This window comes from Hydrogenispora ethanolica (assembly GCF_004340685.1).
GTDB classification, from domain to species: domain Bacteria; phylum Bacillota; class UBA4882; order UBA8346; family UBA8346; genus Hydrogenispora; species Hydrogenispora ethanolica.
Genome location: NZ_SLUN01000048.1, coordinates 14711 through 37110, shown reverse-complemented (window position 1 = coordinate 37110; position 22400 = coordinate 14711). Strand labels below are relative to the sequence as shown.

The window sequence follows — 22400 nt, the reverse complement described above, 5'->3', positions numbered from 1 at the left end:
TCTTCGCTTTCATAACCAGAGTCGGCGACGATCTTCTTGTAGCGGACGTTTAAACGGGATTCCATCTCATTCAAAAACGGAATCAACGTGGCGGTGTCATTTCTATCTTGGAAGATACCAACTCCGGTTACGTATTCACTTTCAACGCCGATTAAGGGAAGAATTAGTTGATAATATCCATCGAAACCGTTATAATTTTTGTTGTATAATTTGTTTGTCACAATTCAATTATACAGTTTTTGCGGGCTCTGTGGAGCCCGCAATTTCTTTGTAAGCAAAAAAAGGGGCTGTTGGAAATGAACTTGTTTGTTCATTTTGCAACAGCCCCTTTCCTTTTCGATGCCGGAAGTAGTTTCTCGAACGCCCCAATGGGTTTCTCATGGATATGCCGCAGGCCCGGATTGGAGTCAACCGGCCTGGAAGGGGGGGTTAATCGGTCCGGCCGAAAAAGCAGGTGGGATCCCAGCCCGACAGAATGTTTTCCAACGTATAACGTTCCGCCTCTTCCGGAGTTAGCCGGCGTGCCCAGGGCACCCGGGCGGCGTCGCTTGCCCCCGGCCCTTGGCTGTGGTATTCAGCGTAACCGACGGTGGCCTCGCGGTGGGGCAGGTCCCAATTGTGCCAACCCGCCGGCGCGATCAGCTTATCCATCCAGCAGTCGATGAAGGCGGTCTTGGCATAGTCGCGCCAGGGCCGGCCCAGATAAACGCTGTGGGCCCCGGCGGCGCCGCCGATCCGGCAGTCGCGGAAGACATAGCCGAAGGCCTGCCACGGCGCAGTGGAGCCGGCCGTGATATAGCCATTGACCGCCTGGCCCCGGTCATTGACGAAGATTTGGCAGCCTTGGAAGAGCGCGGTGGCTGAGCCGAAGATGAAATCGATATCCCCCTGGATCCAGCAATCCTGATAGTACTGGCGGACCGTTCCCCGGTATTCTTCGGCGCCGCTGCCGAGCGCCGGATGGACCAGGTTAAGCCCCTTGGGGGTGGGATGCTTGGGCAGCGGGCCGGTGAACAGCGTATCCTGACAGCCCAGGAAACGGCAGTTCCGGAAGGCCACCCGGTCGGCATCGGCGTAAACGGCGATCGCCTGTCCGACGCGGTCGCCGTCCCCGGCGGAATTCTCGAACGTCAGGTTTTCCGCTGTGAAGTCGGGGCCGCCGATATAGAAGGTATAGGAATTGAAGGTATTCATCGGTTCCCCGCTTGGTAGCGGCTTTTTGGCGGAGTCGTCATAGGTCAGGATGGTATGGGCGGCGCTCTCGCCGATCAGGCTGACCGACGCCCGGTCGAGCTTGAGCTTCTCCCGGTACACGCCGTTCTTGATGTAAATGACGACCCGTTCCGTGGCGGCGGGGAGGGCGGCGAACGCTGCGGCGACGCTCCGGAAATCCCCGCTGCCGTCTGGCGCGACGATGATCATGAGGCGATTCCTCCGCATTTTAGAAGCCATGTGATAAGTCTCTTTCAAATGTCCGTTTGTCAAAGGATTTGAAACGACTTTATCCCTTGCTTCTCTGAGCTTTTGTGTTCCCCCCGACCTTCGGACGGGGGTTATCACAACGCTTTTAGACTTGCTGATAGAGGCGTTCCAGGAACGCCAGGCTGGTGTCGACCGTCGCCGGGTTCGCGCCTTCCAGCAGGAAGTTGATGTACGGTTTGGCGTTTTTGACGGTCTTCAGCAGCAGTTCGTGATGGAGCATTCCCTGGCCGACGGGAACCAGCTTGAGCCGGCCGTCCTCCACCACAAAATCCTTGGAATGAATGGCGACGATCTTGTCTCCGAATAAATCGAAGGATTCGCCGATGATCCGGTCCTGCTCCTGATAGTTGGCTGGCGAAAGCAGATTGACCGGGTCGAAGATCACCTGCAGGTTGCCCGAGGGAATGGCCGTCAACAGCTGTTTCATTTTGGCGGGCGTGGTAATGGTATGGGTGGTGACTCCCTCGATCCCGACGAAAGTCCCGAACCGTTCCGCCTCCGCCACCAGTTGGGCGACGCTCTCCACCAGGGTCCGGAAAGCGGCCTCGCTCTCATTGTCCGGGTGGTACGAGCAGTCGGCATGGAGCGAGCCGGTCTCCGTCCCCACGATGCTGCAGCCGAAAGCCCGGGCGTAGCGGAGGTGTTCCTTGAAACGCTCCAGGGAACGCCGGCGTTCTACGGGGTCGGGATGGATCGGGTTGATGTAACAGCCGAGCACCGCGATTTGAATGTTGTGCGCCGCGAAACACTGCCGGCAATAATGGGCCAAACCCGGACTGAGATGGCCCGGCTCCGGCTTTATGCCGGCGATCGCCTTGGCGAGCGCCAGTTGAATGCTGGGGATCCCCTTGGCGCCGATCCGGCCGGCCAATTCGGGGATGGAGGTCGTGCCAAAATCATGAGCCCTGACACCTAAGATCAACATCATCACATCCGATCGCTGAATATGGAAAATGAAGGACCGCTTACCATTGATTATAGATGGAAGAGCGGCCTTGTGCAACATTTTGCCGCAGAAACCTGCCGGGGCGGGCGCTCCGGGATGCGGAAAGGCGTTCACCCTGAACCCCAGGGAAAGCCCTCATTGCTCCCGGCCGTTGGGCCGGGTGAGGAGTGATTTCTGGAGTTTTGCGGCGTGGCCGGTTAAATTTTCGTAAATAATACGGGGTAGCCACGGTTCTCGAGCCGCGAGGGTGAACCTTGAACCACGTTCCTGCGTTATATCTCAGTGTATTGAATCACCGGATGAGCAAAGGAAAAGGGGAATGGCGCGCCACGCGCGCGGCCTTTCGCGCCGCTTGACCGATTGGACTTTTCGGAGCATGGTGATGAAGTTGACCAAAGTTTGGGATCGGATCTCCGGCGCCGAACCGGCTGCCGCGCCGAAACCGGGAGCCGGACCCCGGCTGCATTCCCTAGACGCCTTGCGCGGTTTCAATATGTTCTGGATCATCGGAGCGGAGCGCATCGCCCACGCCCTGGGCGCGCTGCGGCTCTCGAAAACGGCGCTGGCCGTGGAGCAGCTCAGCCACAGCCAATGGATCGGGTTTACTTTCAATGATCTGATCTTCCCGCTCTTCATCTACCTGGTCGGCATCTCGCTGACCTTTTCGGTGGAAAACCGTCGCCGGCGCGGCGAACGCACCGGCGACCTGCTGCGGCATGCCATCATCCGGACGGGACTGCTTTTTTTGATCGGCCTCTTTATGAGCAACTCCGGCTATTTTTTGCGGGGCGTTTTCGACAATATCCGCTGGATGGGCGTGCTGCAGCGAATCGCGCTTTGCTACGGCGCCGCTTCATTCCTGGTCCTGTTCACCAAACCGCGCCAACAATTCCTTACAGTTTGCGGATTGCTCATCGGTTATTGGCTGCTGCTGCGGTTCGTGCCGGTCCCCGGGGCGGGGCCGGGAGTTTGGACCGAAGAAGGAAATTTAGCCAACTATCTGGACAGCCGCTTTCTGCCCGGTCGGCTTTATTACGGCACCTGGGATCCGGAGGGGCTGCTTAGTACTTTTCCTGCCATCGCCGCTTGTCTATTGGGCGCGTTGAGCGGGCACTGGCTACGCTTTGAAGGGAGACTGCGCGGCAAACTCATCGACGCTCGGGCCAAGGCCGAGTATCTGGCGGCGGCCGGGTTACTCCTCGCCGCCTTGGGACTATTGTGGGGGTTGGATTTCCCGGTCATCAAAAAGATCTGGACCAGTTCCTACATCTTGTTGGCCGCCGGGCTGAGCGCGGTGCTGATGGCCCTGTTTTACTGGCTCATCGACATCCGGAACTGGCGAAATTGGGCTTTTCCCTTTATCGTCGTCGGCTTGAACTCCATCTTTATTTACGTCGGTTCCTCGTTCCTGCCCTTTGATGCCTGCGCGCGTTGGCTGGTGGGCGGAAAAGCCTTCGCGTCCCTGGGCGACTGGCGGCTGCTGGCCGAGGCGCTTGTCAGTTTCGTCCTGCAATGGCTGCTGCTGTGGGCGATGTATCAACGGAAGATTTTCATTCGACTATAGGAGGTTCCCAGAAACGGTGAGTGTGCACACGATTCAATATCGGCTCCAGCGGGCCTTCCCGGCGCTGTCCCATCGTAATTTCCGTCTTTTCTGGACCGGTCAGTGTATCTCATTGATCGGCACCTGGATGCAGAATATCGGCCAGGACTGGCTGGTGCTGCAGTTGACCCATTCCCCGTTTAAACTGGGCGTCGTTTCGGCGATCCAGTTCGCGCCGATGATGTTTTTTGCGTTATTCGCGGGAGCCATCGCCGACCGGCTGCCCAAACGCAAGGTGTTGATGGCCACTCAATTCAGCCTGATGATCCTGGCGGCCGTTCTGGCGACCCTGACCTACCTGAAGGTGATCCAATATTGGCACGTGTTGATCCTGGCCGGGTTCTTGGGAGCGGTTAACACCATCGATATGCCGACGCGCCAATCCTTCTTCGTGGAGCTGGTGGGGAAAGAAGATCTGATGAATGCCATCGCCTTGAACTCGACCATCTTCAACCTGGCCCGGATCGTCGGCCCGGCGGTCGCGGGCTTCCTGATCGGTTTGGTCGGGATCGCCGCTTGCTTTTATCTGAATGCCCTGAGTTTTGTGGCGGTGCTCTTTGGCATCTGGTTAATCGATGTCCGGCCGTCCGTCGCCAGCGCCCGGCGCCAATCGTTCCGCGATATCCTGGAGGATACCCGGGCCGGGTTACGTTATATTTTGACCGAGCCGAAGCTTTATTGGACGTTATTGCTGTTGGCGCTGATCAGCCTCTTTGTGATCAATTTCAATATTTTCGTCCCGCTGTTCGCCAAAGAAAACTTGAAGCAGGCCGCCTTAGGCTACGGACTATTGATGACGGCCATGGGAGTCGGTTCCCTGGGCGGCGCGTTGACGCTGGCCACCCGGAGCAGGTCCGGACCTAATCCGCGCGTATTGGGGGGCGGCGCCGCCGGAATGTCCGTATTACTCATCCTGCTCGGCTTCGTGAACCGGTATTGGCTGGCCGCGCTCATTCTGCTGCTCATCGGTTACTGCATGATCAGTTTCACCGCTTCAGCCAATACGCTGCTGCAATTGAATTCCGACGATTCCATGCGCGGCCGGGTCATGGGCCTGTACTCTCTGGTATTCGGGGGAGTCACCCCCATTGGCAGCCTGTTGGCGGGAAAAGTCGCCGAAAACGCGGGCATCAGCATGGGAATGCTGTTCTGTGGCGCGGTGGGCGTTCTATCCTGCCTCCTCGTCTACCTCGGCTACCGGCAAAGAGTTTCGCGGCGCGGTCCGGCGGCTTGGGGATAAATCGGTTGAGGAAGTGCAGGGGACGGATGCCGGGAAATCCGGGAATGATAAAGCAGAGAGGCGGTTTTATGCCGCCTCTCCGGTTTTACGAAGGATTCGGAACTCCAAAGCGCTTACTCCCGCTCATAACGGTTGAGCTTTGCTTTGGGAATCGCCAGCCGGTATGTTCCACTCTCCAAACTACTGGTAACCGCCTCCGGTTGAACCTCTCCGCTTAAGATAAAATGGCGTTCAAAGGAACGATACTGCCGGACTTGTTGCCAATAAACTCTTTGCTGCAGCGTAGTCCGCTCTTGATGGACCCCTTTGATGGACAGCCGGTTGCCGTGCACTTTCACTTCGATTTCGTCTTCATTCCATCCGGGCAGATCGGCTGTTAATACATACTGGTCGCCTTGGTCTTCCAATTGAATGTCCGGAACGAAACTGAGCCGGCCCGGATTCAACAATGCTTGACGCAGCTCGGACAGTACCATCCGGAAAGCCTGGATGAGCGGAGGTTGTTGAGTTCGAGGCCCGGGGAACTGAAAAACCATCAAATCACCCCCTATATCTATAATAGTCGGTGACCAATGGATCATAACCGGGCTTTTGGACTATTTTAACCGCAATTCCCGTTGATGCTGTGCAGATAGCGCTCGATCCGCGAGACCAACAGGCTGAGGGCGACCGTATTATGTCCGCCCTCCGGGATAATAATGTCGGCATACCGTTTCGACGGTTCCACGAACGCTTCATGCATCGGCTTGACCGTATTCAGATATTGCTCACAGACGGATTCCAGGCTTCTTCCCCGTTCCTGAATGTCCCGCACGATCCGCCGCAGCACCCGGGTGTCGGCGTCGGTATCGACATAGGCCTTGATGTCGAAGGCCTTTCGCAGTTCCGGATCGGTCAGGATCAAAATGCCTTCGACCACCACCACCGGTTTGGGACTGACGGCAACCGTCTGTTTGGACCGGACATGCTGCGTATAGTCGTACACCGGCACCGCCACCGGCTGGCCTTTCCGGAGCAGGTTGAGATGGTTCAGTAATAACTGATCCTCAAACGAGTCCGGATGATCATAGTTCTGGCGCGCCCGTTCCGCAAAAGGCAGATACGATTTATCGACGTAATACGAGTCCTGCGAGATTAGGACGACATTGGCGGCGCCGAGTTCTGTTTCGAGAGCCTTGGCGACGGTGGATTTGCCGGAACCGGTTCCGCCGGCGATTCCGATGATCAGCATGGATAAATACCTCTTGTTTTTTGATGATTGCTGCCGCGGCAAAATTCCCAAATCCCAATGAGTGATGGAAGCACAGCGACGTTTTCCGCCGGAGCAGCAGCGATTCCCTAACGAAACAACGCCGGCTTCCGGAATCTTTGTTTCGCGATTTCTTCCTTTTTTACCTGCTTTTTGGGTGGAAAATTCCCAAAAAGCAGCGATAAGTGCGGTTCCGCGGCTTCCGGCCGTCTTTTTGTTTTTAGAATCGGCAGGAGATCGCCTCCTCCGGTTCGAATGAATACTTGATTTAATTTGCTCAAGAAACCGGCGGCCGCCGGCTGGCGGCTTCGGGACGGATGATTCAATGAGGGGGTTGTTTCATGGCAGCGATTTCCGGCGAAACTGGACTGGCAATGCTGGCGTTGCTCAACTTGGCCGGTTTTTTCCTCACGGCGCTCGACAAATCCAAAGCCCGCCGCGGCCGGTGGCGGATCCCCGAAAGGACTTTTTTTCTGCTGGCTGCCGTGGGCGGTGCCATCGGCGTCTACGGCGGTTGCCTGTTATTTCGGCATAAGACCAGGCACCCTAGTTTTATGTGGGGCTTGCCGGCCATCCTTCTGGCCCAGGCGCTGCTGGTGATTTGGTGGTTCCGCAGGGGATGAGCGCGGGTCCGGCGAACCATCGGATTAGGATATGAGGATACAAAAGGACGGAGTCAATGGCTCGGTCCTTTTCTTTTATACGATTCCGCCCGGATCTCCGGCCGGGACGGAATAATTCGCCCACCGTCAAGGAAAGCTACGTTATGATGAGTCGATGTCCCAATCCTTTGAAGACGTGGATGAATCGTGACCTGTGGTTCGCGATGGATACCATGAAAAAGTTCAATCATTTGGCCGTTCGGAGCCGGCTTTTCGCTTTTTTCATCTCATAGAATTCGGATGGAAGGAATCGCGCAGATCTTCGGGCGTCGTCAATGGAAATGTCACTTGATAAATGGCGAAAGGACCTTCGTCGTGGATGAACCGTTCATCGTCGGGACCATGATAGGATTGGGCGCGGACCTGCCCAAAACCGCAATTGACTTTCTCCTGTTCCATTGGCGTTTTTCCGGATATCACTGTTGGCGGATGCTGATCAAGGTCTTCTTTTCTCCGGAATGGCCGATCAACCTGCACCAATGGATTATCGGCGCTTTCTTGGACCTCGTAATGTCCGGCGCCTTTGGAGTCGGTTTGGTGTACTTTATGCGCCTGCTCGGGCCCGGCTACTTTTGGATGAAGGGAATCGCTTACAGCTTGGGGACATGGGTCTTCGTCTGCCTGATCGCCAGCGGCCATTGGTTCGGGAATTCGTTGGAGGTTTACCATTCCTTCATTAATCATCAGATTTGGGGTGCCGTCGCCGTCTACTGGCTATTCAGCCTCAAGCGCGGCTGGCTGAAATAGGAAGCGAGGGAGCGAAACGATGAGTGAGGTAATTAATAATCGCGAATACCGGCAACAAGCGCTGAAGGAAATCATCAAGGAGTTGCACCGGGGAAAGAGCGCCGCCGAGGTGAAGGAGAAGTTCGCCGAACTGATTCAGGGCGTATCGGCGACGGAGATCTCCGAGATGGAGCAGGCCTTGATGGCGGAAGGAATGCCGGTGGAGGAGATCCAGCGGCTCTGCGACGTTCACGCCGCGGTTTTCAAGGGTTCCATCGCGGAGATTCATGCGCCGGCGCAACCCGATAAGATTCCCGGGCATCCGCTGCACACTTTCACGCTGGAGAACCGGGCGTTGGAGCGGCTGGTCGCTGAAAACATCCGGCCCCATCTAGAGGAGTACCGGAAGGAGGACGGCCGGGAGGCAGGAATGCGGCTGCTGAGCGATTTCAACCTGCTGCTGGATATCGAGAAGCATTATAGCCGCAAGGAAAACCTGCTATTTCCGTTCCTTGAAAAGTATGGAATAACCGCTCCGCCCAAGGTTATGTGGGGCGTGGACGATGAGATCCGGGGGATGATTAAACGGACCCGGGAACTGCTCCGTTCCGAACAGCCCGACCGGGAGCATGTGGTTCAACAGGCCGAAGAGACCCTCACCAAGGTGGCGGAGATGATCTTCAAAGAGGAGCAAATCCTGTTCCCCATGGCGCTCGATACCTTGACCGAGGATGAATGGCGGACGATCGCGGCGGAAAGCGACGCCATCGGCTACAGCCTGGTCGAACCCCAGGGAGAGTGGCACCCGGTCCGGATCAATCTGGAGGCCAAAGAGGCCGGCGCCGGGGAACAACCGGTCCGAGGCGGTTATCTGAATCTGGGGACCGGCATCCTCAGTCCGGCCGAGGTGAAGGCGATCTTCAACCGGCTGCCGGTGGATATTACGTTCGTTGACCGCGATGGCGTCGTGAAATATTTTAATCAGGCGGAGGAGCGGATTTTTCCGCGAACCCGGGCGGTGATCGGCCGAACGGTGCAAAACTGTCATCCTCCCGCCAGCGTCCAGGTGGTCGAAAAGCTGGTGGCCGATCTGAGGAGCGGCGAGAAAGAGCATGAAGATTTCTGGATCCGGATGGGCGATAGCTTGGTGTATATCCGCTATTTTGCGGTGCGGGACGAGAACGGCGAGTTTATAGGGGTATTGGAAGTGACCCAGAATATCGAGCCGCTGCAATCCATCTCCGGCGAGAAGCGGTTACTGTCGGGAGTGGAGACATAACCTTTTTACAAGCCGATTCGGATGATGTATAATCAAATTAGAAGAATCATACGGATTGCGGGGTGAAATCGATGTTAGCCAAATACCGGTTAATTAAGGTTTACACCAGCGAAGATGTGATTTGGCAGGATAAACCCGTCTGGCAAGCGGTGATTGATTTCTTGAAGGACCGAAACATTGCGGGGCGGTGTTTTGTCTCCAAGGGAATGGCCGGATATTTCGAGAGCGGCGACGTCGCCGACCAGCCGGTGCGGCAGTTCTCATTTAATCTGCCCTTGAAGATCGAGATTATCGTACCCGCGGAAGTCGTGAAATCAGTCGTCGCCGGCGTTACCGAGATGGTCGGGGACGGCATGGTGATCGTGGAAAAGATCAAGCTCCATGCGCACCGTTCCACCGAACGGCTGATCCCGCAGCACCTCAAGATCGCCGAACTGATGACCACCCAAGTGGATACGGTCGAGCCGGGAACGCCGGTCGATGAAGTGATCCGCAAGATGTTGGCGACCGCGCACAAGAGCGTTCCGGTCGTGGATGCCGAACGCCGGGTCCTCGGAATCATTACCCAGGAAAACCTCTCGGGCCCGCCTCACCTGCCGTTGCGCTTGGGCCTCCTGGCCCGTCTGGAACCGGCCAAGATCGAGGAGTACTTGAATCATCTCCCGTTATTCAGCGCCGCCGAGGTGATGTCCACGCCGGTGGTGACGGTGAATCAGGAGCAGCATATTCTGGATGCCATTAAGCTAATGCTGAAACACAGGCTGAAACGTTTGCCCGTGGTCAATTCGGCCAACATTCTGGTGGGAATGGTCTCGCGCATTGATATCCTGCGGGCGATCAATCAACAGACAGCCCGCTCCGGCGTGGATCCCGCCTTTCATCTGTTCCAAGGCTATACAGGCATCAAAGTGAAAGCCATCCGCAACCGGGAGTTTGAGACCGTGCGGCCCGAGACGCCTGTATACGAGGTGGCCGAGCTGATCTATAGCAAACACATCCAACGCGTGGCGGTGGTCGACGCGGACGACCGGCTGGTGGGACTGATCTCCGATTACGATCTGCTGCCGGTCCTCAAGAGTCTGGGCGATCAAGAATTCGAAGACTTTTTCATCCACCACAATCGTTTCAAAGGCGCCCAATTCCAAGGCTATCTCGAAAAGATGGATGCGAAAACCGCCTCCGAAGTGATGACCCGCCATCTGGTCACGGTGGAGGAAAACCGTTCCGTGGAGGAAGCGATCCGGCTGATGACCGAGAAAAACCTCAAACGGTTGCCGGTGGTCGATTCCGCCGGACGTTTTCAAGGACTGATCAGCCGGGAAGCGCTGTTGCGGGCCATCACCAACTGAATGAGGAATGATAAGGGTCCGAACTGGCCATGATGGAGGACTGAAGGGATTTCATTCAACTGATTACCGCTGGAGTAGGATGAGATAAATTCTCCGCTTTGTTGCGATTTGCATTCGCTTGAGGAATGCAAATTTTTTTTTGAAGAAATTTATTTCATTCTCACGGTAGGCTTCGCGGCATGATTTTTTGTTTTCGACGCCGGGCGGAAGCGGTGAATTTCCGTAATAGTTGCAAGCCATGAATCATATTGAATAATTAGGACGAATTGCGGATCGCGTCATTATTGCAACGGGGTTTATGGATCCGCGACTCGAGCAAGCGATCCGTCAACGGATGCACGGGTCGTCCCTAAAAATTCGGAGCGAGGTGAACTATGCAGCGATACCGGATCATAAAGGTTTTTACCAATGAGAACGCCCATTGGCAGGGGAAGCCGCTCGGTCAGGCGGTAGTCGAGTATCTGCGGGGATTGAAGATTCCGCTCCGTTGCATCGTCGTCAAAGGAAACGAAGGCTATTACGAGACCGGAGAGATCGCCATTCAGACGCTCCTAAAGTATAATTTCAATCTGCCCGTCAAGATCGAGATCATCCTGCCTGTCCGGTGGTTAAAGGTGGTGCTGCGAAATGTCGCCGCTATGGTACAGGACGGGATTGTAGCCGTCGAGAAGCTGGCAGTCTACCATTATCGTGCGGATGAACAGCTCATCCCCAATCAAGTGACGGTCCGGGAGGTCATGACCGGCAAAGTAGCCACGGTCCCGCCGGGTTTGCCCCTGGATGAAGTGGTCCGGCGGATGCTGGCCGCCTCGCTCAAGAGTATCCCGGTCGTGGATGAGGAACGGCGGGTCCTAGGCATGATCACCCAGGAGAATCTCTCGGACCACCCGCATCTGCCTTTGCGGCTGGGACTCCTGGCCCGGCTCGAGCCGGCGAAGATCGAGAAGTTTCTGAATCAGTTGCCGATCTATACCGCCGCCGAGATCATGACCAGTCCGGCGGTGACGGTCCGGGAATCCCAGCAGCTTCACGAAGCGATCGACCTGATGCTGAAGCACCGTTTGAAAAGGCTGCCGGTGGTGGATGAGCAAGGCCGGCTGGCGGGGGTGATCGCCCGGATTGATATCCTGCGCGTCATTGACCAGCAGGTATTACGTTGGAAGACCTTGCAACACCAGCACATCACGGTCCAAAACCTCAAACAGATTAAACAGGTCGGACAGAGGGACCGGGAGGCGGTATATCCCGAGACGCCCCTCTCCGAAGTGGTGGACCTGTTCGACCGGAAGGAGATCCAACGGGTGGCCGTGGTGGACCATGCCAATCATCTGCTGGGAATCATTTCCGACACCGATCTGCTGCCGGTGCGAGACGGAACCGTGGAAACAGCGAAAGAGTTCTTTATCCACCCCCGGTCAGCCCTGGCGAAGCGGCGACAGCTCAAAGAGGTTGTCGAGCGGATGAACGCCCGGACCGCCGGGGATCTGATGAACCGCCAGGTCCTATGGGTGCGGGAACGGGATACAGTGGACACCGCGGTGCAATTCATGGCCGAGCAAGGATTGAAGCGGCTGCCGGTGGTCAACGACGCCGGCCAATTTCAGGGTATGATCAGCCGGGACGCTTTATTGCGAACCATTTCCAAACCGTAATCCAATCGGAAGACGCTTGCCAATCAACCACCGCCCGGTGGTTGATTGCTTTGCGGCGCGGCTGCCGCCGGGGCGGAGAATTTTTCGAGATAATGCTGGCAATTTCGGACCGCTTCGGTTACGCTAAAGGAAATGACAGGAGGGGCGGGAAAGCCGGGGACGGGATTCTGTCGCGCGGCCAATGCCGCCCGAATGACGGATGGGGAGACAACATGAAATTCGCCAATTTACGAAAAGGCCTGGTGGTTCGGAGACTGAACCGGTTTGTGGTGGAGGCCCGCGACGAGGCCGGTCGGATGTTTCCGCTGCACCTCGCCAACTCGGGGCGGCTGCGCGAGTTGATCGTGCCGGGACGGGAATTACGGTACGAGCCTTGCGACGGGGATCCTTGCCGCAAGACCGCCGGTCGGCTGCAATTACTCCGCAATGAAGCCGGCCTATGGGTTTGCATCGACGCCGTCATCCCCAACGCCGTGGTCGGCGAGGCATTAGGCGACGGCGCGCTCGAGGCGTTTCGCGATTACCCCGAGGTACGGCGGGAACACACCATGGGGGACAGCCGCTTGGATTTTTTTCTCAGCAATGGCGGGCAACACGCCGCAATCGAGGTCAAATCGGTGACGCTGGTGGAGTCGGGGGTGGCGCTGTTCCCGGACGCTCCGACGGAACGCGGCTTGAAACACCTGCACGAATTGGCGCGGCTTTGCAGTGAAGGGCTCCGGGCGGCCGTGATCTTCTTGATTCAACGGGAGGACGCCCTGCGGTTCACCCCCAATGACCGGACCCAGCCGGAGTTCCGCGCCAAGCTCCGGGAGGTGCGGAAACTCGGCGTACAAGTGTTGGCCTATGATTGCCGGGTAACCGAGCGGGAGATCCGCTTGCGCCAGCCGGTGCCGGTGGAGCTGTAGACGCGCCGGGTGTCGGGCCGTCCCGAGCCGTCATCGCTCCGTCGCAACGGCCGCGCAGTATGTCGCAACCGTTGCGCAAGACTGCTCCGCCTCCCTCCGGTCCTGGGCGACCGCCGCCCAATCCGTCGCCACAGCCGCGCCGGGGTTGCCGACGGGATCGCGCTTCCGCCGGGTCGTTGCGCAGGATGACGATGGGCGCGGCGAATCCTGCGCTCGAACCGGCCGGACCGCCTGAACCACGGGGCCGTTGAAAATCTTTCCCGGTGGTGCTTGGAACGTTTCGTTTTTTGTGTCAAAATGAGGATTGGGTGATGACAAGATGTTCGGCGATCTGAAACTAACTTCCGATAGCCCGATTTACCGGCAAATCAGCCATTATATCCGGGATCTGATCGAGAGCGGCGCGCTCCGCAAAGGGGTCCGGCTGCCATCGACCCGGGAATTGAGCCATATCCTGAAGGTCAGCCGGAACACGGTGATCCTGGCCTATCAGGAGCTGCAGGACGACTCGTTGATCGAGAATATTCACGGCCAGGGAGCATATGTCAGCGCCGCGCGGGCCCGGGAGGGCCGGAAGCCGGTCTTCGACTGGCCGCGCCGGATTAATGATTACGGCCGGAAGGCCTGGGAACTGAACCAGACCGCCACGGCCTGGCAGTGGCGGCAGGGCATGATCCCCTTCAACAGCCTGGCCCCGGATGAGAGCATTTTTGAGATTGAGGAGATCAAACGGGCCTTTCTGAACCGGATCGCTCTGGAAGGGGAAAAATTGCTCAACTACGGTGATGCCCAGGGCTATCGCCCGCTGATTGAGTATTTAAAGCACTATCTGGAGGATAAAGGAGTCGATTTTCAGGGCAAGGATCTTTTGATCACCAGCGGTTTCACCGAGAGCTTCTCGCTGGTGATGGCGGCCTTGACCAATCCCGGAGATCGGGTGATCTGCGAGAATCCCACTCACAATCTGGCTCTGGATATCATGAAACTCTCGGGGCTGCAGGTAAACGGCGTTCCCATGCGCGAAGACGGCATTGACCCGGACGAACTGGAGCGGGCCTTGGCGCAACCCGGCGTGAAGCTGGGTTTTATCATGCCCTCTTACCATAATCCGACCGGCCTGGTGATGGCGCCGGAGAAACGGCTGAAAGTGCTGGAACTGTTCGGCAAGTACCAGGTGCCGCTGGTCGAGGAGGGTTTCAATGAAGAGCTGCGCCATTCCGGCGCCCACGTCAGCCCGCTGATCGCCTTGGCCGGGTCCGGGAACGGCGTGGTCTGCCTGGGCAGTTTCTCAAAGATCCTGTTCCCGGGAATCCGGATCGGCTGGATCGGCGGCGACGCCCGGCTCATCGCCTATCTGGAGCGGATCAAGTTCTACCGCAATATCTATACCTCGCTGCTCGATCAGGCGGTGTTGTACGAATACCTGCAGAATGGCCGCTTCCAGCAGTATCTGAAGCGCGCCAAAAAACTGTACCGGGAGAAGTATGAGCAAGCCCTGGCCCTGGCGCGGCAGTATATTCCCTGCCGCCGCGTCTGGGGGGACGGCGGGCTCCATCTCCTGATCGAGCTGGACGGGATCGACGCCCGGCAATTATTGGCCGACTGCTGTGCGGATGGCGTCTTATTCACGCCGGGCGACATCTTTTATACCGACGGCTCCGGAGCCGGTTCCTTGCGGTTGAGCGTATCGCGGGTGGACCGTTGGGAGATGGAGCAGGGCTTCGCCATTATCGGAGAGGCTATCCGGCGAATCAAGAATGGAACAGGAGTGAGCGATGATGTTGGAATTCACCAAAATGCACGGCCTGGGCAATGATTTTATCGTCCTCAACGGTTTCGAAGAGGATCCCGGCGTCGATTATTCCGCGCTGGCGCGCCGCCTCTGCGACCGGCACTTCGGAGTCGGCGGGGACGGGATTCTAGTGGTGCTTCCCGCCGCCGCTCCGGCTGACATTCGGATGCGAATCATCAATGCGGACGGCAGCGAGGCGCAGATGTGCGGCAACGGGATCCGCTGCTTCGCCAAGTATGTCTACGAGCAGCGCTTGATCGCCGCCGAGCGGTTCGTCGTCGAGACGCTGGCCGGACCGATCATCCCGGAATTGACGGTCAGCGATGGCCGGGTGACATCGGTCCGGGTCAATATGGGAAAGCCCGGCCTGCTCCGCAGCCAGCTGCCGATGAACGGTCCGGAAGGAAGGGTAATCGGGGAAGTCTTGGCGGCCGGCGGTGCGGAGTACCGCATCACCAGCGTCCGGATGGGAGTACCGCATACCGTGATTCTGGTCCCGGATATCGGAGCCATTGATCCGGCCCGGTTGGGTCCGGCCATTGAGCGGCATCCCGTTTTTCTCGAAGGGACCAATGTCAACTGGGTCGAAGTGCACAACGAACGCGAGATCTCCGTCCGCACCTGGGAACGGGGGGCCGGAAGCACGCTGGCGTGCGGGACCGGCTCCTGCGCCGCTGCGGTGGCCACGGCGCTGAACCGCAAGACTGGACGGAAGGTCGTGGTTCATTTGGCTGCCGGCGATCTGCTCATCGAATGGGAATCCGACGACACCGTCTATATGACCGGCCCGGCGGAAACGGTCTTCCAGGGCCGTTGGTCCGGTACGATCGCCTAGGTGAAGGCCGATTCGACCGGCGAATTGAAAGTCAATTGTTCACCCGGGGCCGGGCCGGATCGCAGTCCGGCGGCCGTACCTGGGATACTTGAGCCAGCTTGATCAGGTAATAACATTCCTCCCGATCCATGTGGTCCGGGATCAACGGCGAAAGCACGCTCAACGCTTCTTTGCTCCGCACCGCGCCTCCCACGGTCGCCAGAAACTCCCGGAAATCCTGCATCACCGTTTCCACGGTGAAATTCAAGCGGGCCAGCGCCGGGAAATCGGCGAGACCGGTCCGTTGATAGCCGGAAAATTCAACGGATTGGTTGTAGTAATCGTTAAACCGGATGCGGAAGGAGTCGCTGCGCTCGATGAATTCCCGTTCGGTATCGTCGAACCGGACCCTCAGGCCGCTCGCATGGCCCTCGGCGTCTTTCAGCCAGAGCAGGTGGTAGTGGAGCGGAGGAAGCAATGGCGGCTGCCCGCCGGCCATCAGGAACCCCAAAATTCGCAAGTATTCCTCCACTTCATTGACCATATGATTATAAAAAGTCGGGCTCAGCGAGGTCTGAACCCCCACCGTCAAATGGGCCTTTAGGATTTCAAGCTTAAAAGCGCGGAGCGCTTGCGCCTGTTGATAGGCGCGCTGCGTCAGTGCCGCGACTTCAGTTCCGTTTTTGGCTTGGCGGGCCTCGCCGAGCAACTGGTCCAGATTTTCAATGAAGGAATTGGCCTGCTGAAGCTGGTGCTGTTCGGTCATGGCGAGAGAAGTGAAGATGAAACGGGCGTGGTCCCCCAGGATCTGCAGCCAGAAACGGTGCTCAAACAGAGCGATCGAGGGCGGAGGGTTCATACCGGCACCCCCTTCGGATAGGATAACGATCAGTTCAAAATATATGGGACACGTTGCTTCGTTATGCGCAAATTTGGCAGTTTCCGAAGTTTTGGACTTCGCGCTTGGCCCGGGAGATGATAAAATAAAAAGGAATTGCCAATTCCTTAAAGAAAGGGCAATCCGTTCCCTTTATTCATCCAACGTTCCGGTGAAAAAAAGATGTCGCTGCGGTGATGAAAATTACGGAGGTACCCCATGCCAATTCTCGAACAAATGAAAGAACTTTTCCCGGCTGAGGCCGGGATTCCGGCGGAGTTCCGGATGGCCGAGCCGCTGTGTCAGACTGAATACCTGGCCGACGGCGAACTGCGGCGCTGGGATGGGCCGGTCCAGGAGGTCTACTCGCCGGTTCATGTGCAAACCCCGGAAGGATTGAAGCAGCAGTTTCTCGGGAGTTATCCGCTGCTTTCCGCAGAGAAAGTAAAAGAAGTCCTGGAGGCGGCGGTCAAGGCCTATGCCAACGGCCGGGGGCTCTGGCCCACCTCGCCGGTGGCCGAACGGATCGCCCGGGTGGAGGAGTTCGCGCTGCGGATGAAGTCCAAACGGGCCGAGGTGGTCCGGCTCCTGATGTGGGAGATCGGCAAAAGCTACCGCGACGCCGCATCCGAGTTCGACCGGACCATCGATTATATCAAGAGCACCGCCTTTGCGCTGAAGGATTTGGACAATACCTCCTCCCGTTTTGTGGTCGAGCAGGAGATCATCAGTCAGATCCGCCGGGCGCCGCTGGGAGTGGTGCTCTGCATGGGCCCGTTCAATTACCCGCTGAATGAGACCTTCACCACCTTGATTCCGGCGGTGATCATGGGCAATACGGTCATTTGCAAGCCGCCCAAATTGGGAACCTTGCTTTACCAGCCGCTGCTGGAGATCTTCCGCGACGTTTTTCCGCCCGGGGTCGTCAATTTCGTCTACGGCCGGGGCGCCAATATTATCGAACCGTTGATGGCTTCGGGGAAAATCGATGTGCTGGCGTTCATCGGCACCAGCAAAATTGCGGACGCCGTAAAGAAGCAGCACCCCAAACCGCACCGTTTGCGCTCGGTCCTGGGCCTGGACGCCAAAAACCCGGCCATTATCATGCCCGATGCCGATCTGGATCTGGCGGTGGAGGAGTGCCGCCTGGGCGCGCTCTCTTATAACGGCCAGCGCTGCACGGCTTTGAAGATCATCTTTGTCCACCGGGAGGTGGCCGAAGCCTTCCTGACCAAGTTCAGCGCGGCCATCGCCCGTCTGAAGCTGGGAATGCCCTGGGATGAGAACGTGGCTGTTACGCCGCTGCCGGAAACGGGGAAGACCGAGTATCTGCAAGGATTGGTCGCCGATGCCGTGGCGCACGGCGCCCGGGTGGTCAATCCCGAAGGCGGCGCCACCTACCGGACACTTTTTTATCCGGCGCTGCTCTATCCGGTGGACGGGGCGATGCGCGTCTATCACGAAGAGCAGTTCGGCCCGGTGATCCCGGTGATTCCCTTCGACGATCTGGACCAGCCCATCCGCTATATCGAGGAGTCCAACTACGGGCAGCAAGTGAGCCTCTTCGGCCGGGACCCTGAAGCGATCGCCCGGATGATCGATCCGCTCGTCAACCAGCTCTGCCGGGTCAATATCAACAGCCAATGCCAGCGGGGGCCGGATTCATTCCCATTCACCGGCCGCAAGGATTCGGCCGAGGGGACGCTCTCGGTCTCCGACGCGCTGCGGGTCTTTTCCATTCGCACCCTAGTCGCCGCGAAAGGCAATGACATGAACAAAGAATTGATCAACCGGATCGTGCGCGAGCACAAATCGAACTTTTTATCCACCGATTACCTTTTTTAGCGAATTATTTGGTATAAAGCGATTGTTTGGGTCGTATACCGTTAATGAGGACTCGCTTACAAAAAATTAATAATTTGGAAGAGGAGAATTGAAGCCTAAAGCGAAGCTATAAATGTTAAATTTCAAAGAGGAGGTTCATGATGAAAAAACGAATTCTACTGGTCTGTTTGGCGCTGACCCTGATCTTGTCGCTCTCCGTCACCGGGATGGCGGCTGGCAAGTTTCGGGTCGCCATGGTCACCGACGTCGGCGGTCTGGGTGACAAATCCTTCAATGACGCCGCTTACGACGGGTTGAAGATGCTGCAGAAACAATACGGGGCCGAGATTAAAGTGGTCGAGTCCTCCAAGATGGAAGACTATGTGCCGAACTTAAAGAGTCTGGCCGATCAGAAATTCGATGTTATCTGGGCGATCGGCTTTTTGATGCAGGATGCCCTGACCGAAGTGGCCAAGGCTTACCCCGATCAGCATTTCGGAATTATTGACGCCGAAATCAAGAGCCCCAATGTTCGCTCGGTGCTTTTTAAGGAACACGAGGGTTCGTTCCTGGTAGGCGTGATTGCCGCCATGGATTCCAAGAAGCATAAAGTCGGGTTCGTCGGAGGCATGGAGTTTCCGTTGATTAAACGCTTTGAAGCGGGCTACCGGGCCGGCGTCAAAGCAGCCAACCCCAAGACGCAGGTTTTCTCGCAGTACGCCGGAGCTTTCGACAATCCTACCAAAGGTAAGGAATTGGCGGCTTCGCAATTCGCCATCGGCGCGGACATCATTTATCATGCTGCTGGCGCTACCGGTCTCGGTGTCATTGCCGCCGCCAAGGAAAAGGGCGAGGGTTATTGGGCGATCGGCGTTGACAAAGACCAGTATGCCGAGGGTCTTGTGGGCGGAAAAAGCCGGGTCATCGCGAGCATGATTAAGCGGGTGGATGTCGGCGTCTTAAAGACCTCCGTGGATGCATTGAATGGCAAGTTCAGCGGCGGTACAGTGGAGTTGGGTCTGAAGGAAGATGGCGTCGGAGTGAGCGAAAGCGCCAAAAAGACCGCTTCAAAGAAGGCTTTGGCCCAGGTGGAGCGGTTCAAAAAGCAGATCATCGCGGGCAAGATCAAGGTTCCTACCGATCCTAAGGACGTAAAATAACTCCATATTGGGTTATTTCCAATTTATTCCTGATAGTGCCGGCTTATAATACCGGCACTTTTTTAAAGTCGGCGTCATTCGAAAAGGGAACTCATTCTATTCGGCGAAGCGACAACGTGGATGGTTATACGGAAAAGTTCCAAGGATGCTCCCGTATACCGGTAATGTGTAGGAGGTGAAATGATGGATTCGGACCCGAATTCAAACGAAGTTCTTGCCATGCGCAATATCTGTAAAAGCTTCCCCGGGGTACGGGCCAATCGCAACATGAACTTCGGATTGCGCCGCGGCGAAGTCCATGCGCTACTGGGAGAGAACGGTGCCGGGAAAACCACCTTGATGAAGATTCTGTACGGATTGTACAAACCCGATTCCGGGGAGATCCTGCTGCATGGACGGAAGGTGGAGATCAACTCGCCGCTCCAGGCCATCAGACAGGGCATCGGCATGGTTCATCAGCATTTCATGTTGATTCCCCCGTTTACGGTCTTGGAGAACGTCATTTTAGGGGATGAACCCAAAACAGCTCTCGGACGGCTGGATCGGGCGCGGGCCGTTCAAAAGATCACCATGCTCACCAAGGAACTGGGATTAAAAATTGATCTGGATGCCAGGATCCAGGATATCAGCGTGGGTCTGCAGCAGCGAGTGGAGATTATCAAGGCGCTCTACCGGGAAGCGGAGATCCTGGTGTTGGATGAGCCGACTTCGGTGCTGACGCCCCAGGAGGCGGAGGATTTAGGAAAAATTCTCCGCAATTTGGTGAGCGTTGGAAAATCGGTGATCTTCATCACCCATAAATTGAAGGAAGTCATGAAATTCGCCGATCGGATCACCGTGATCCGCCAGGGCGAAGTGATTAACACCGTCAACAGCAGCCAGACCGATATGGAGTCGCTGGCGGAAATGATGGTCGGACGGAAGGTCCTGCTGGAAGTGGAGAAAAAACCGGCCCGGCCGGGCAAGAGTGTCTTGCGGGTCGAAAATCTGGAGGCGCTGGACAATCGCAAGCTTCCGGCATTGAAGCGTGTCAACCTGGAGGTCCGGGCCGGAGAGATCCTGGCCGTGGCCGGGGTGGACGGGAATGGCCAAACTGAGCTGATCGAGGCGCTGACCGGGTTGCGTCCGGCCAGCGGCGGACGGATCTTCCTGGAAGACCAGGATATTGCCAACCGCACGCCGCGGCAGATTATTGAGCTCGGCGTCGGCCACATCCCGGAGGATCGGCAAAAACGCGGCTTGGTACTGGACTTTTCGATTCAAGACAATTTAATTTTGGAAGTGTATCGGACTCTGGAATTCTGCCGTTACGGTTTTCTGGATGAGGAACGGGCTCAAGCCAATGCCGCCGAATTAATCGCCCGGTTCGACATCAGGACGCCCGGGGGCAAAGTGGCCGCCGCCTCTCTTTCCGGCGGCAATCAGCAGAAAGTGGTGGTTGCCCGGGAAATCCGGCGCAATCCCAAACTGTTGGTCGTGGCCCAACCGACGCGCGGCCTTGACGTGGGAGCCATTCAGTCGGTCCATGAACAATTGGTCCGGGAGCGGGACAATGGCAAGGCCCTGCTGCTGTTCTCGCTGGAATTGGACGAGATCATGGCCTTGGCCGATCGCATCGCCGTAATCTACGAAGGCGAGATCGTCGGCGTAATACGGCGCGAAGAGGCCACCGAGGAGAAACTCGGCCTGATGATGACCGGCGGCCTCCGCTTGAATTCCAACGCAGAGGCGGTGAATCGATGAATATTGGTACGAAGCTCAAAGAATATGGCTCCAAATTACTTTTTCCCGCGATCGCCTTGTTTTGCGCCTTGATTGCCGGTTTCTTCATCATCGGCTGGTTCGGCGGCGATCCTTTCAAAGCCTATCACCATCTGTTTTTTGGCGCTTTCGGGACTCCGACCAAGTTCGGAGAGACCTTGGTCTATGTATCGCCGCTAATCTTAACCGGTTTGGGCATCGGCCTGGCGTTCCGCTGCGGATTATTCAATATCGGCGTGGAAGGGCAGTTTATTTTGGGAATGATCGCCGCCGCCTGGATCGGTTCCTCCTTTACCGGGCTGCCGGCTTGGATTCATATCCCCCTGACCATGCTCGCCGGCATTCTGGCCGGCTCGATTTGGGGGGCCATCCCCGGCTTTCTTAAGGCCCGTTTCGGCGCGCACGAAGTGATCAGCAGCATCATGATGAACTATATGGCGTTGCATTTCACCGGCTATCTGGTGAATTACGTTTTGATCGAGCCGCCGGGCAGCCGGCCGGTAACCCGGATGATTAGCGACTCAGCCAAGCTGGCGCGTTTCCTGCCACCTTCCCGGGCGCATCTGGGAATCTTGATTGCCTTGGCTTGTTTGGTACTGGTTTATTTATTCCTGTGGAAGACCAAGTGGGGGTTTGAGATCCGCGCGGTGGGCCTCAACAGTGAGGCGGCGCGTTACGCGGGGATCAACGTCACCCATAATATGGTGCTGGCGATGGCGGTCAGCGGCGCGCTGGCCGGTTTGGCGGGCGCGCTCCAGATCCAGGGCATCCAATACCGTTTCAATGATCTGTTCGGTTTTCCCGGTTACGGGCTGGACGGCATCGCCGTCGCCCTGCTGGGGAACAACCATCCCGCGGGCATTCTCTTCGGAGCGTTGCTTTTTGGCGCGATGAACAGCGGAGCGCTGGAGATGCAGAGCGTGGCGGGGATCTCCAAACATTTAATCGGCATCATGCAGGCGGTCATCATTTTTTTCGTAGGGGCCGATTATTTGATCAAAAAAATACGCGCCCAACGGGCGGTGCGGTCGGAGTCGCTTCCCGCCGCCACACCCGTAAGCAAGGAGGTTTGAGGC

20 protein-coding genes are annotated in these 22400 nt (G+C 57.2%); 14 read left to right on the top strand and 6 right to left on the bottom strand.

Annotation, left to right across the window (positions count from 1 at the left end):
• The 3 genes from EDC14_RS27095 to EDC14_RS24180 all read right to left on the bottom strand — a co-directional run.
• A partial coding sequence (locus EDC14_RS27095) for a hypothetical protein (protein ID WP_424337436.1) occupies positions 1-221 on the bottom strand: 221 nt, incomplete at its 3' end.
• Between the two features lie 208 nt (positions 222-429).
• The gene (locus tag EDC14_RS24185) at positions 430-1422 is read right to left on the bottom strand and encodes a pectinesterase family protein (protein WP_132017292.1); all 993 of its coding nucleotides are present in this window, start codon (positions 1420-1422) and stop codon (positions 430-432) included.
• A gap of 145 nt (positions 1423-1567) precedes the next feature.
• Entirely contained in the window at positions 1568-2407 is an 840-nt protein-coding gene (locus EDC14_RS24180) for a sugar phosphate isomerase/epimerase family protein (protein ID WP_243663106.1), read from the bottom strand.
• A 403-nt stretch (positions 2408-2810) separates the two neighbouring features.
• Between EDC14_RS24180 and EDC14_RS27445 the strand changes: the two genes are divergently transcribed.
• Together EDC14_RS27445 and EDC14_RS24170 are read left to right on the top strand one after the other, a co-directional pair.
• The gene (locus tag EDC14_RS27445) at positions 2811-3992 is read left to right on the top strand and encodes an acyltransferase family protein (RefSeq protein ID WP_243663105.1); all 1182 of its coding nucleotides are present in this window, start codon (positions 2811-2813) and stop codon (positions 3990-3992) included.
• Positions 3993-4014: 22 nt separating this feature from the next.
• Positions 4015-5271: an MFS transporter gene (locus EDC14_RS24170; protein WP_424337435.1), complete on the top strand. Its 1257-nt coding sequence runs from the start codon at positions 4015-4017 to the stop codon at positions 5269-5271.
• Positions 5272-5384: 113 nt separating this feature from the next.
• Here EDC14_RS24170 and EDC14_RS24165 read toward each other — a convergent pair whose 3' ends face one another.
• Together EDC14_RS24165 and udk are read right to left on the bottom strand one after the other, a co-directional pair.
• Positions 5385-5807, bottom strand: a complete 423-nt coding sequence (locus tag EDC14_RS24165; protein ID WP_165908284.1) for an Hsp20/alpha crystallin family protein — start codon at positions 5805-5807, stop codon at positions 5385-5387.
• 65 nt (positions 5808-5872) lie between these two features.
• A complete protein-coding gene (gene udk / locus EDC14_RS24160) occupies positions 5873-6502 on the bottom strand; it encodes a uridine kinase (protein ID WP_132017284.1) in 630 nt (209 codons plus the stop codon).
• A gap of 359 nt (positions 6503-6861) precedes the next feature.
• Between udk and EDC14_RS24155 the strand changes: the two genes are divergently transcribed.
• The 8 genes from EDC14_RS24155 to dapF all read left to right on the top strand — a co-directional run bounded on the left by EDC14_RS24155 (position 6862) and on the right by dapF (position 15723).
• Positions 6862-7143 (top strand): DUF1294 domain-containing protein, encoded by a 282-nt coding sequence (locus EDC14_RS24155; protein ID WP_132017282.1) that lies wholly within the window; start codon positions 6862-6864, stop codon positions 7141-7143.
• Between the two features lie 327 nt (positions 7144-7470).
• Positions 7471-7929 carry a hypothetical protein gene (locus EDC14_RS24150; RefSeq protein ID WP_132017280.1) on the top strand — a complete coding sequence of 153 codons (459 nt, stop codon included), beginning with the start codon at positions 7471-7473 and terminating at the stop codon, positions 7927-7929.
• Positions 7930-7948: 19 nt separating this feature from the next.
• Positions 7949-9187: a DUF438 domain-containing protein gene (locus EDC14_RS24145; protein ID WP_132017278.1), complete on the top strand. Its 1239-nt coding sequence runs from the start codon at positions 7949-7951 to the stop codon at positions 9185-9187.
• 71 nt (positions 9188-9258) lie between these two features.
• The gene (locus tag EDC14_RS24140; RefSeq protein WP_132017276.1) at positions 9259-10536 is read left to right on the top strand and encodes a DUF190 domain-containing protein; all 1278 of its coding nucleotides are present in this window, start codon (positions 9259-9261) and stop codon (positions 10534-10536) included.
• 374 nt (positions 10537-10910) lie between these two features.
• On the top strand, positions 10911-12188 hold the full coding sequence (locus EDC14_RS24135) for a DUF190 domain-containing protein (RefSeq protein WP_132017274.1): 1278 nt from the start codon (positions 10911-10913) through the stop codon (positions 12186-12188).
• A gap of 212 nt (positions 12189-12400) precedes the next feature.
• Complete coding sequence (gene sfsA / locus EDC14_RS24130) at positions 12401-13096, top strand: DNA/RNA nuclease SfsA (protein ID WP_207930784.1); 696 nt, start codon at positions 12401-12403, stop codon at positions 13094-13096.
• A 319-nt stretch (positions 13097-13415) separates the two neighbouring features.
• Positions 13416-14912, top strand: coding sequence for an aminotransferase-like domain-containing protein (locus tag EDC14_RS24125; RefSeq protein ID WP_132017270.1), 1497 nt, complete (start codon positions 13416-13418; stop codon positions 14910-14912).
• Complete coding sequence (dapF, locus tag EDC14_RS24120) at positions 14872-15723, top strand: diaminopimelate epimerase (protein ID WP_424337434.1); 852 nt, start codon at positions 14872-14874, stop codon at positions 15721-15723. Before EDC14_RS24125 ends, dapF begins: the two co-directional genes overlap by 41 nt.
• 31 nt (positions 15724-15754) lie before the next feature.
• Here the strand turns inward: dapF and EDC14_RS24115 are convergent, their stop codons facing one another.
• Positions 15755-16561: a DUF2935 domain-containing protein gene (locus EDC14_RS24115; protein ID WP_132017268.1), complete on the bottom strand. Its 807-nt coding sequence runs from the start codon at positions 16559-16561 to the stop codon at positions 15755-15757.
• Between the two features lie 237 nt (positions 16562-16798).
• On the opposite strand from EDC14_RS24115, the gene EDC14_RS24110 reads away from it, so the two are divergent.
• From EDC14_RS24110 to EDC14_RS24095, 4 genes are all read left to right on the top strand, one after another.
• Positions 16799-18424 carry an NADP-dependent glyceraldehyde-3-phosphate dehydrogenase gene (locus tag EDC14_RS24110; protein WP_132017266.1) on the top strand — a complete coding sequence of 542 codons (1626 nt, stop codon included), beginning with the start codon at positions 16799-16801 and terminating at the stop codon, positions 18422-18424.
• A gap of 140 nt (positions 18425-18564) precedes the next feature.
• On the top strand, positions 18565-19563 hold the full coding sequence (locus EDC14_RS24105; protein ID WP_243663103.1) for a BMP family lipoprotein: 999 nt from the start codon (positions 18565-18567) through the stop codon (positions 19561-19563).
• Between the two features lie 183 nt (positions 19564-19746).
• Entirely contained in the window at positions 19747-21306 is a 1560-nt protein-coding gene (locus EDC14_RS24100; RefSeq protein ID WP_424337433.1) for an ABC transporter ATP-binding protein, read from the top strand.
• Complete coding sequence (locus tag EDC14_RS24095; RefSeq protein WP_132017261.1) at positions 21303-22397, top strand: ABC transporter permease; 1095 nt, start codon at positions 21303-21305, stop codon at positions 22395-22397. The genes EDC14_RS24100 and EDC14_RS24095 overlap by 4 nt, the downstream gene beginning before the upstream one ends.
• Positions 22398-22400: the final 3 nt, after the last annotated feature.

Excerpts from the sequence above, each read along its gene's own strand:
- EDC14_RS27445 (WP_243663105.1), top strand. The coding sequence starts at position 2,811 with ATGAAGTTGACCAAAGTTTGGGATCGGATCTCCGGCGCCGAACCGGCT.
- EDC14_RS24185 (WP_132017292.1), bottom strand. The coding sequence starts at position 1,422 with ATGATCATCGTCGCGCCAGACGGCAGCGGGGATTTCCGGAGCGTCGCC.
- udk (WP_132017284.1), bottom strand. The coding sequence starts at position 6,502 with ATGCTGATCATCGGAATCGCCGGCGGAACCGGTTCCGGCAAATCCACC.
- EDC14_RS24125 (WP_132017270.1), top strand. The coding sequence starts at position 13,416 with ATGTTCGGCGATCTGAAACTAACTTCCGATAGCCCGATTTACCGGCAA.
- EDC14_RS24165 (WP_165908284.1), bottom strand. The coding sequence starts at position 5,807 with ATGGTTTTTCAGTTCCCCGGGCCTCGAACTCAACAACCTCCGCTCATC.
- sfsA (WP_207930784.1), top strand. The coding sequence starts at position 12,401 with ATGAAATTCGCCAATTTACGAAAAGGCCTGGTGGTTCGGAGACTGAAC.
- EDC14_RS24180 (WP_243663106.1), bottom strand. The coding sequence starts at position 2,407 with ATGTTGATCTTAGGTGTCAGGGCTCATGATTTTGGCACGACCTCCATC.
- EDC14_RS24115 (WP_132017268.1), bottom strand. The coding sequence starts at position 16,561 with ATGAACCCTCCGCCCTCGATCGCTCTGTTTGAGCACCGTTTCTGGCTG.
- dapF (WP_424337434.1), top strand. The coding sequence starts at position 14,872 with ATGATGTTGGAATTCACCAAAATGCACGGCCTGGGCAATGATTTTATC.
- EDC14_RS24145 (WP_132017278.1), top strand. The coding sequence starts at position 7,949 with ATGAGTGAGGTAATTAATAATCGCGAATACCGGCAACAAGCGCTGAAG.
- EDC14_RS24155 (WP_132017282.1), top strand. The coding sequence starts at position 6,862 with ATGGCAGCGATTTCCGGCGAAACTGGACTGGCAATGCTGGCGTTGCTC.
- EDC14_RS24100 (WP_424337433.1), top strand. The coding sequence starts at position 19,747 with ATGGATTCGGACCCGAATTCAAACGAAGTTCTTGCCATGCGCAATATC.
- EDC14_RS24135 (WP_132017274.1), top strand. The coding sequence starts at position 10,911 with ATGCAGCGATACCGGATCATAAAGGTTTTTACCAATGAGAACGCCCAT.
- EDC14_RS24140 (WP_132017276.1), top strand. The coding sequence starts at position 9,259 with ATGTTAGCCAAATACCGGTTAATTAAGGTTTACACCAGCGAAGATGTG.
- EDC14_RS24095 (WP_132017261.1), top strand. The coding sequence starts at position 21,303 with ATGAATATTGGTACGAAGCTCAAAGAATATGGCTCCAAATTACTTTTT.
- EDC14_RS24105 (WP_243663103.1), top strand. The coding sequence starts at position 18,565 with ATGAAAAAACGAATTCTACTGGTCTGTTTGGCGCTGACCCTGATCTTG.
- EDC14_RS24110 (WP_132017266.1), top strand. The coding sequence starts at position 16,799 with ATGCCAATTCTCGAACAAATGAAAGAACTTTTCCCGGCTGAGGCCGGG.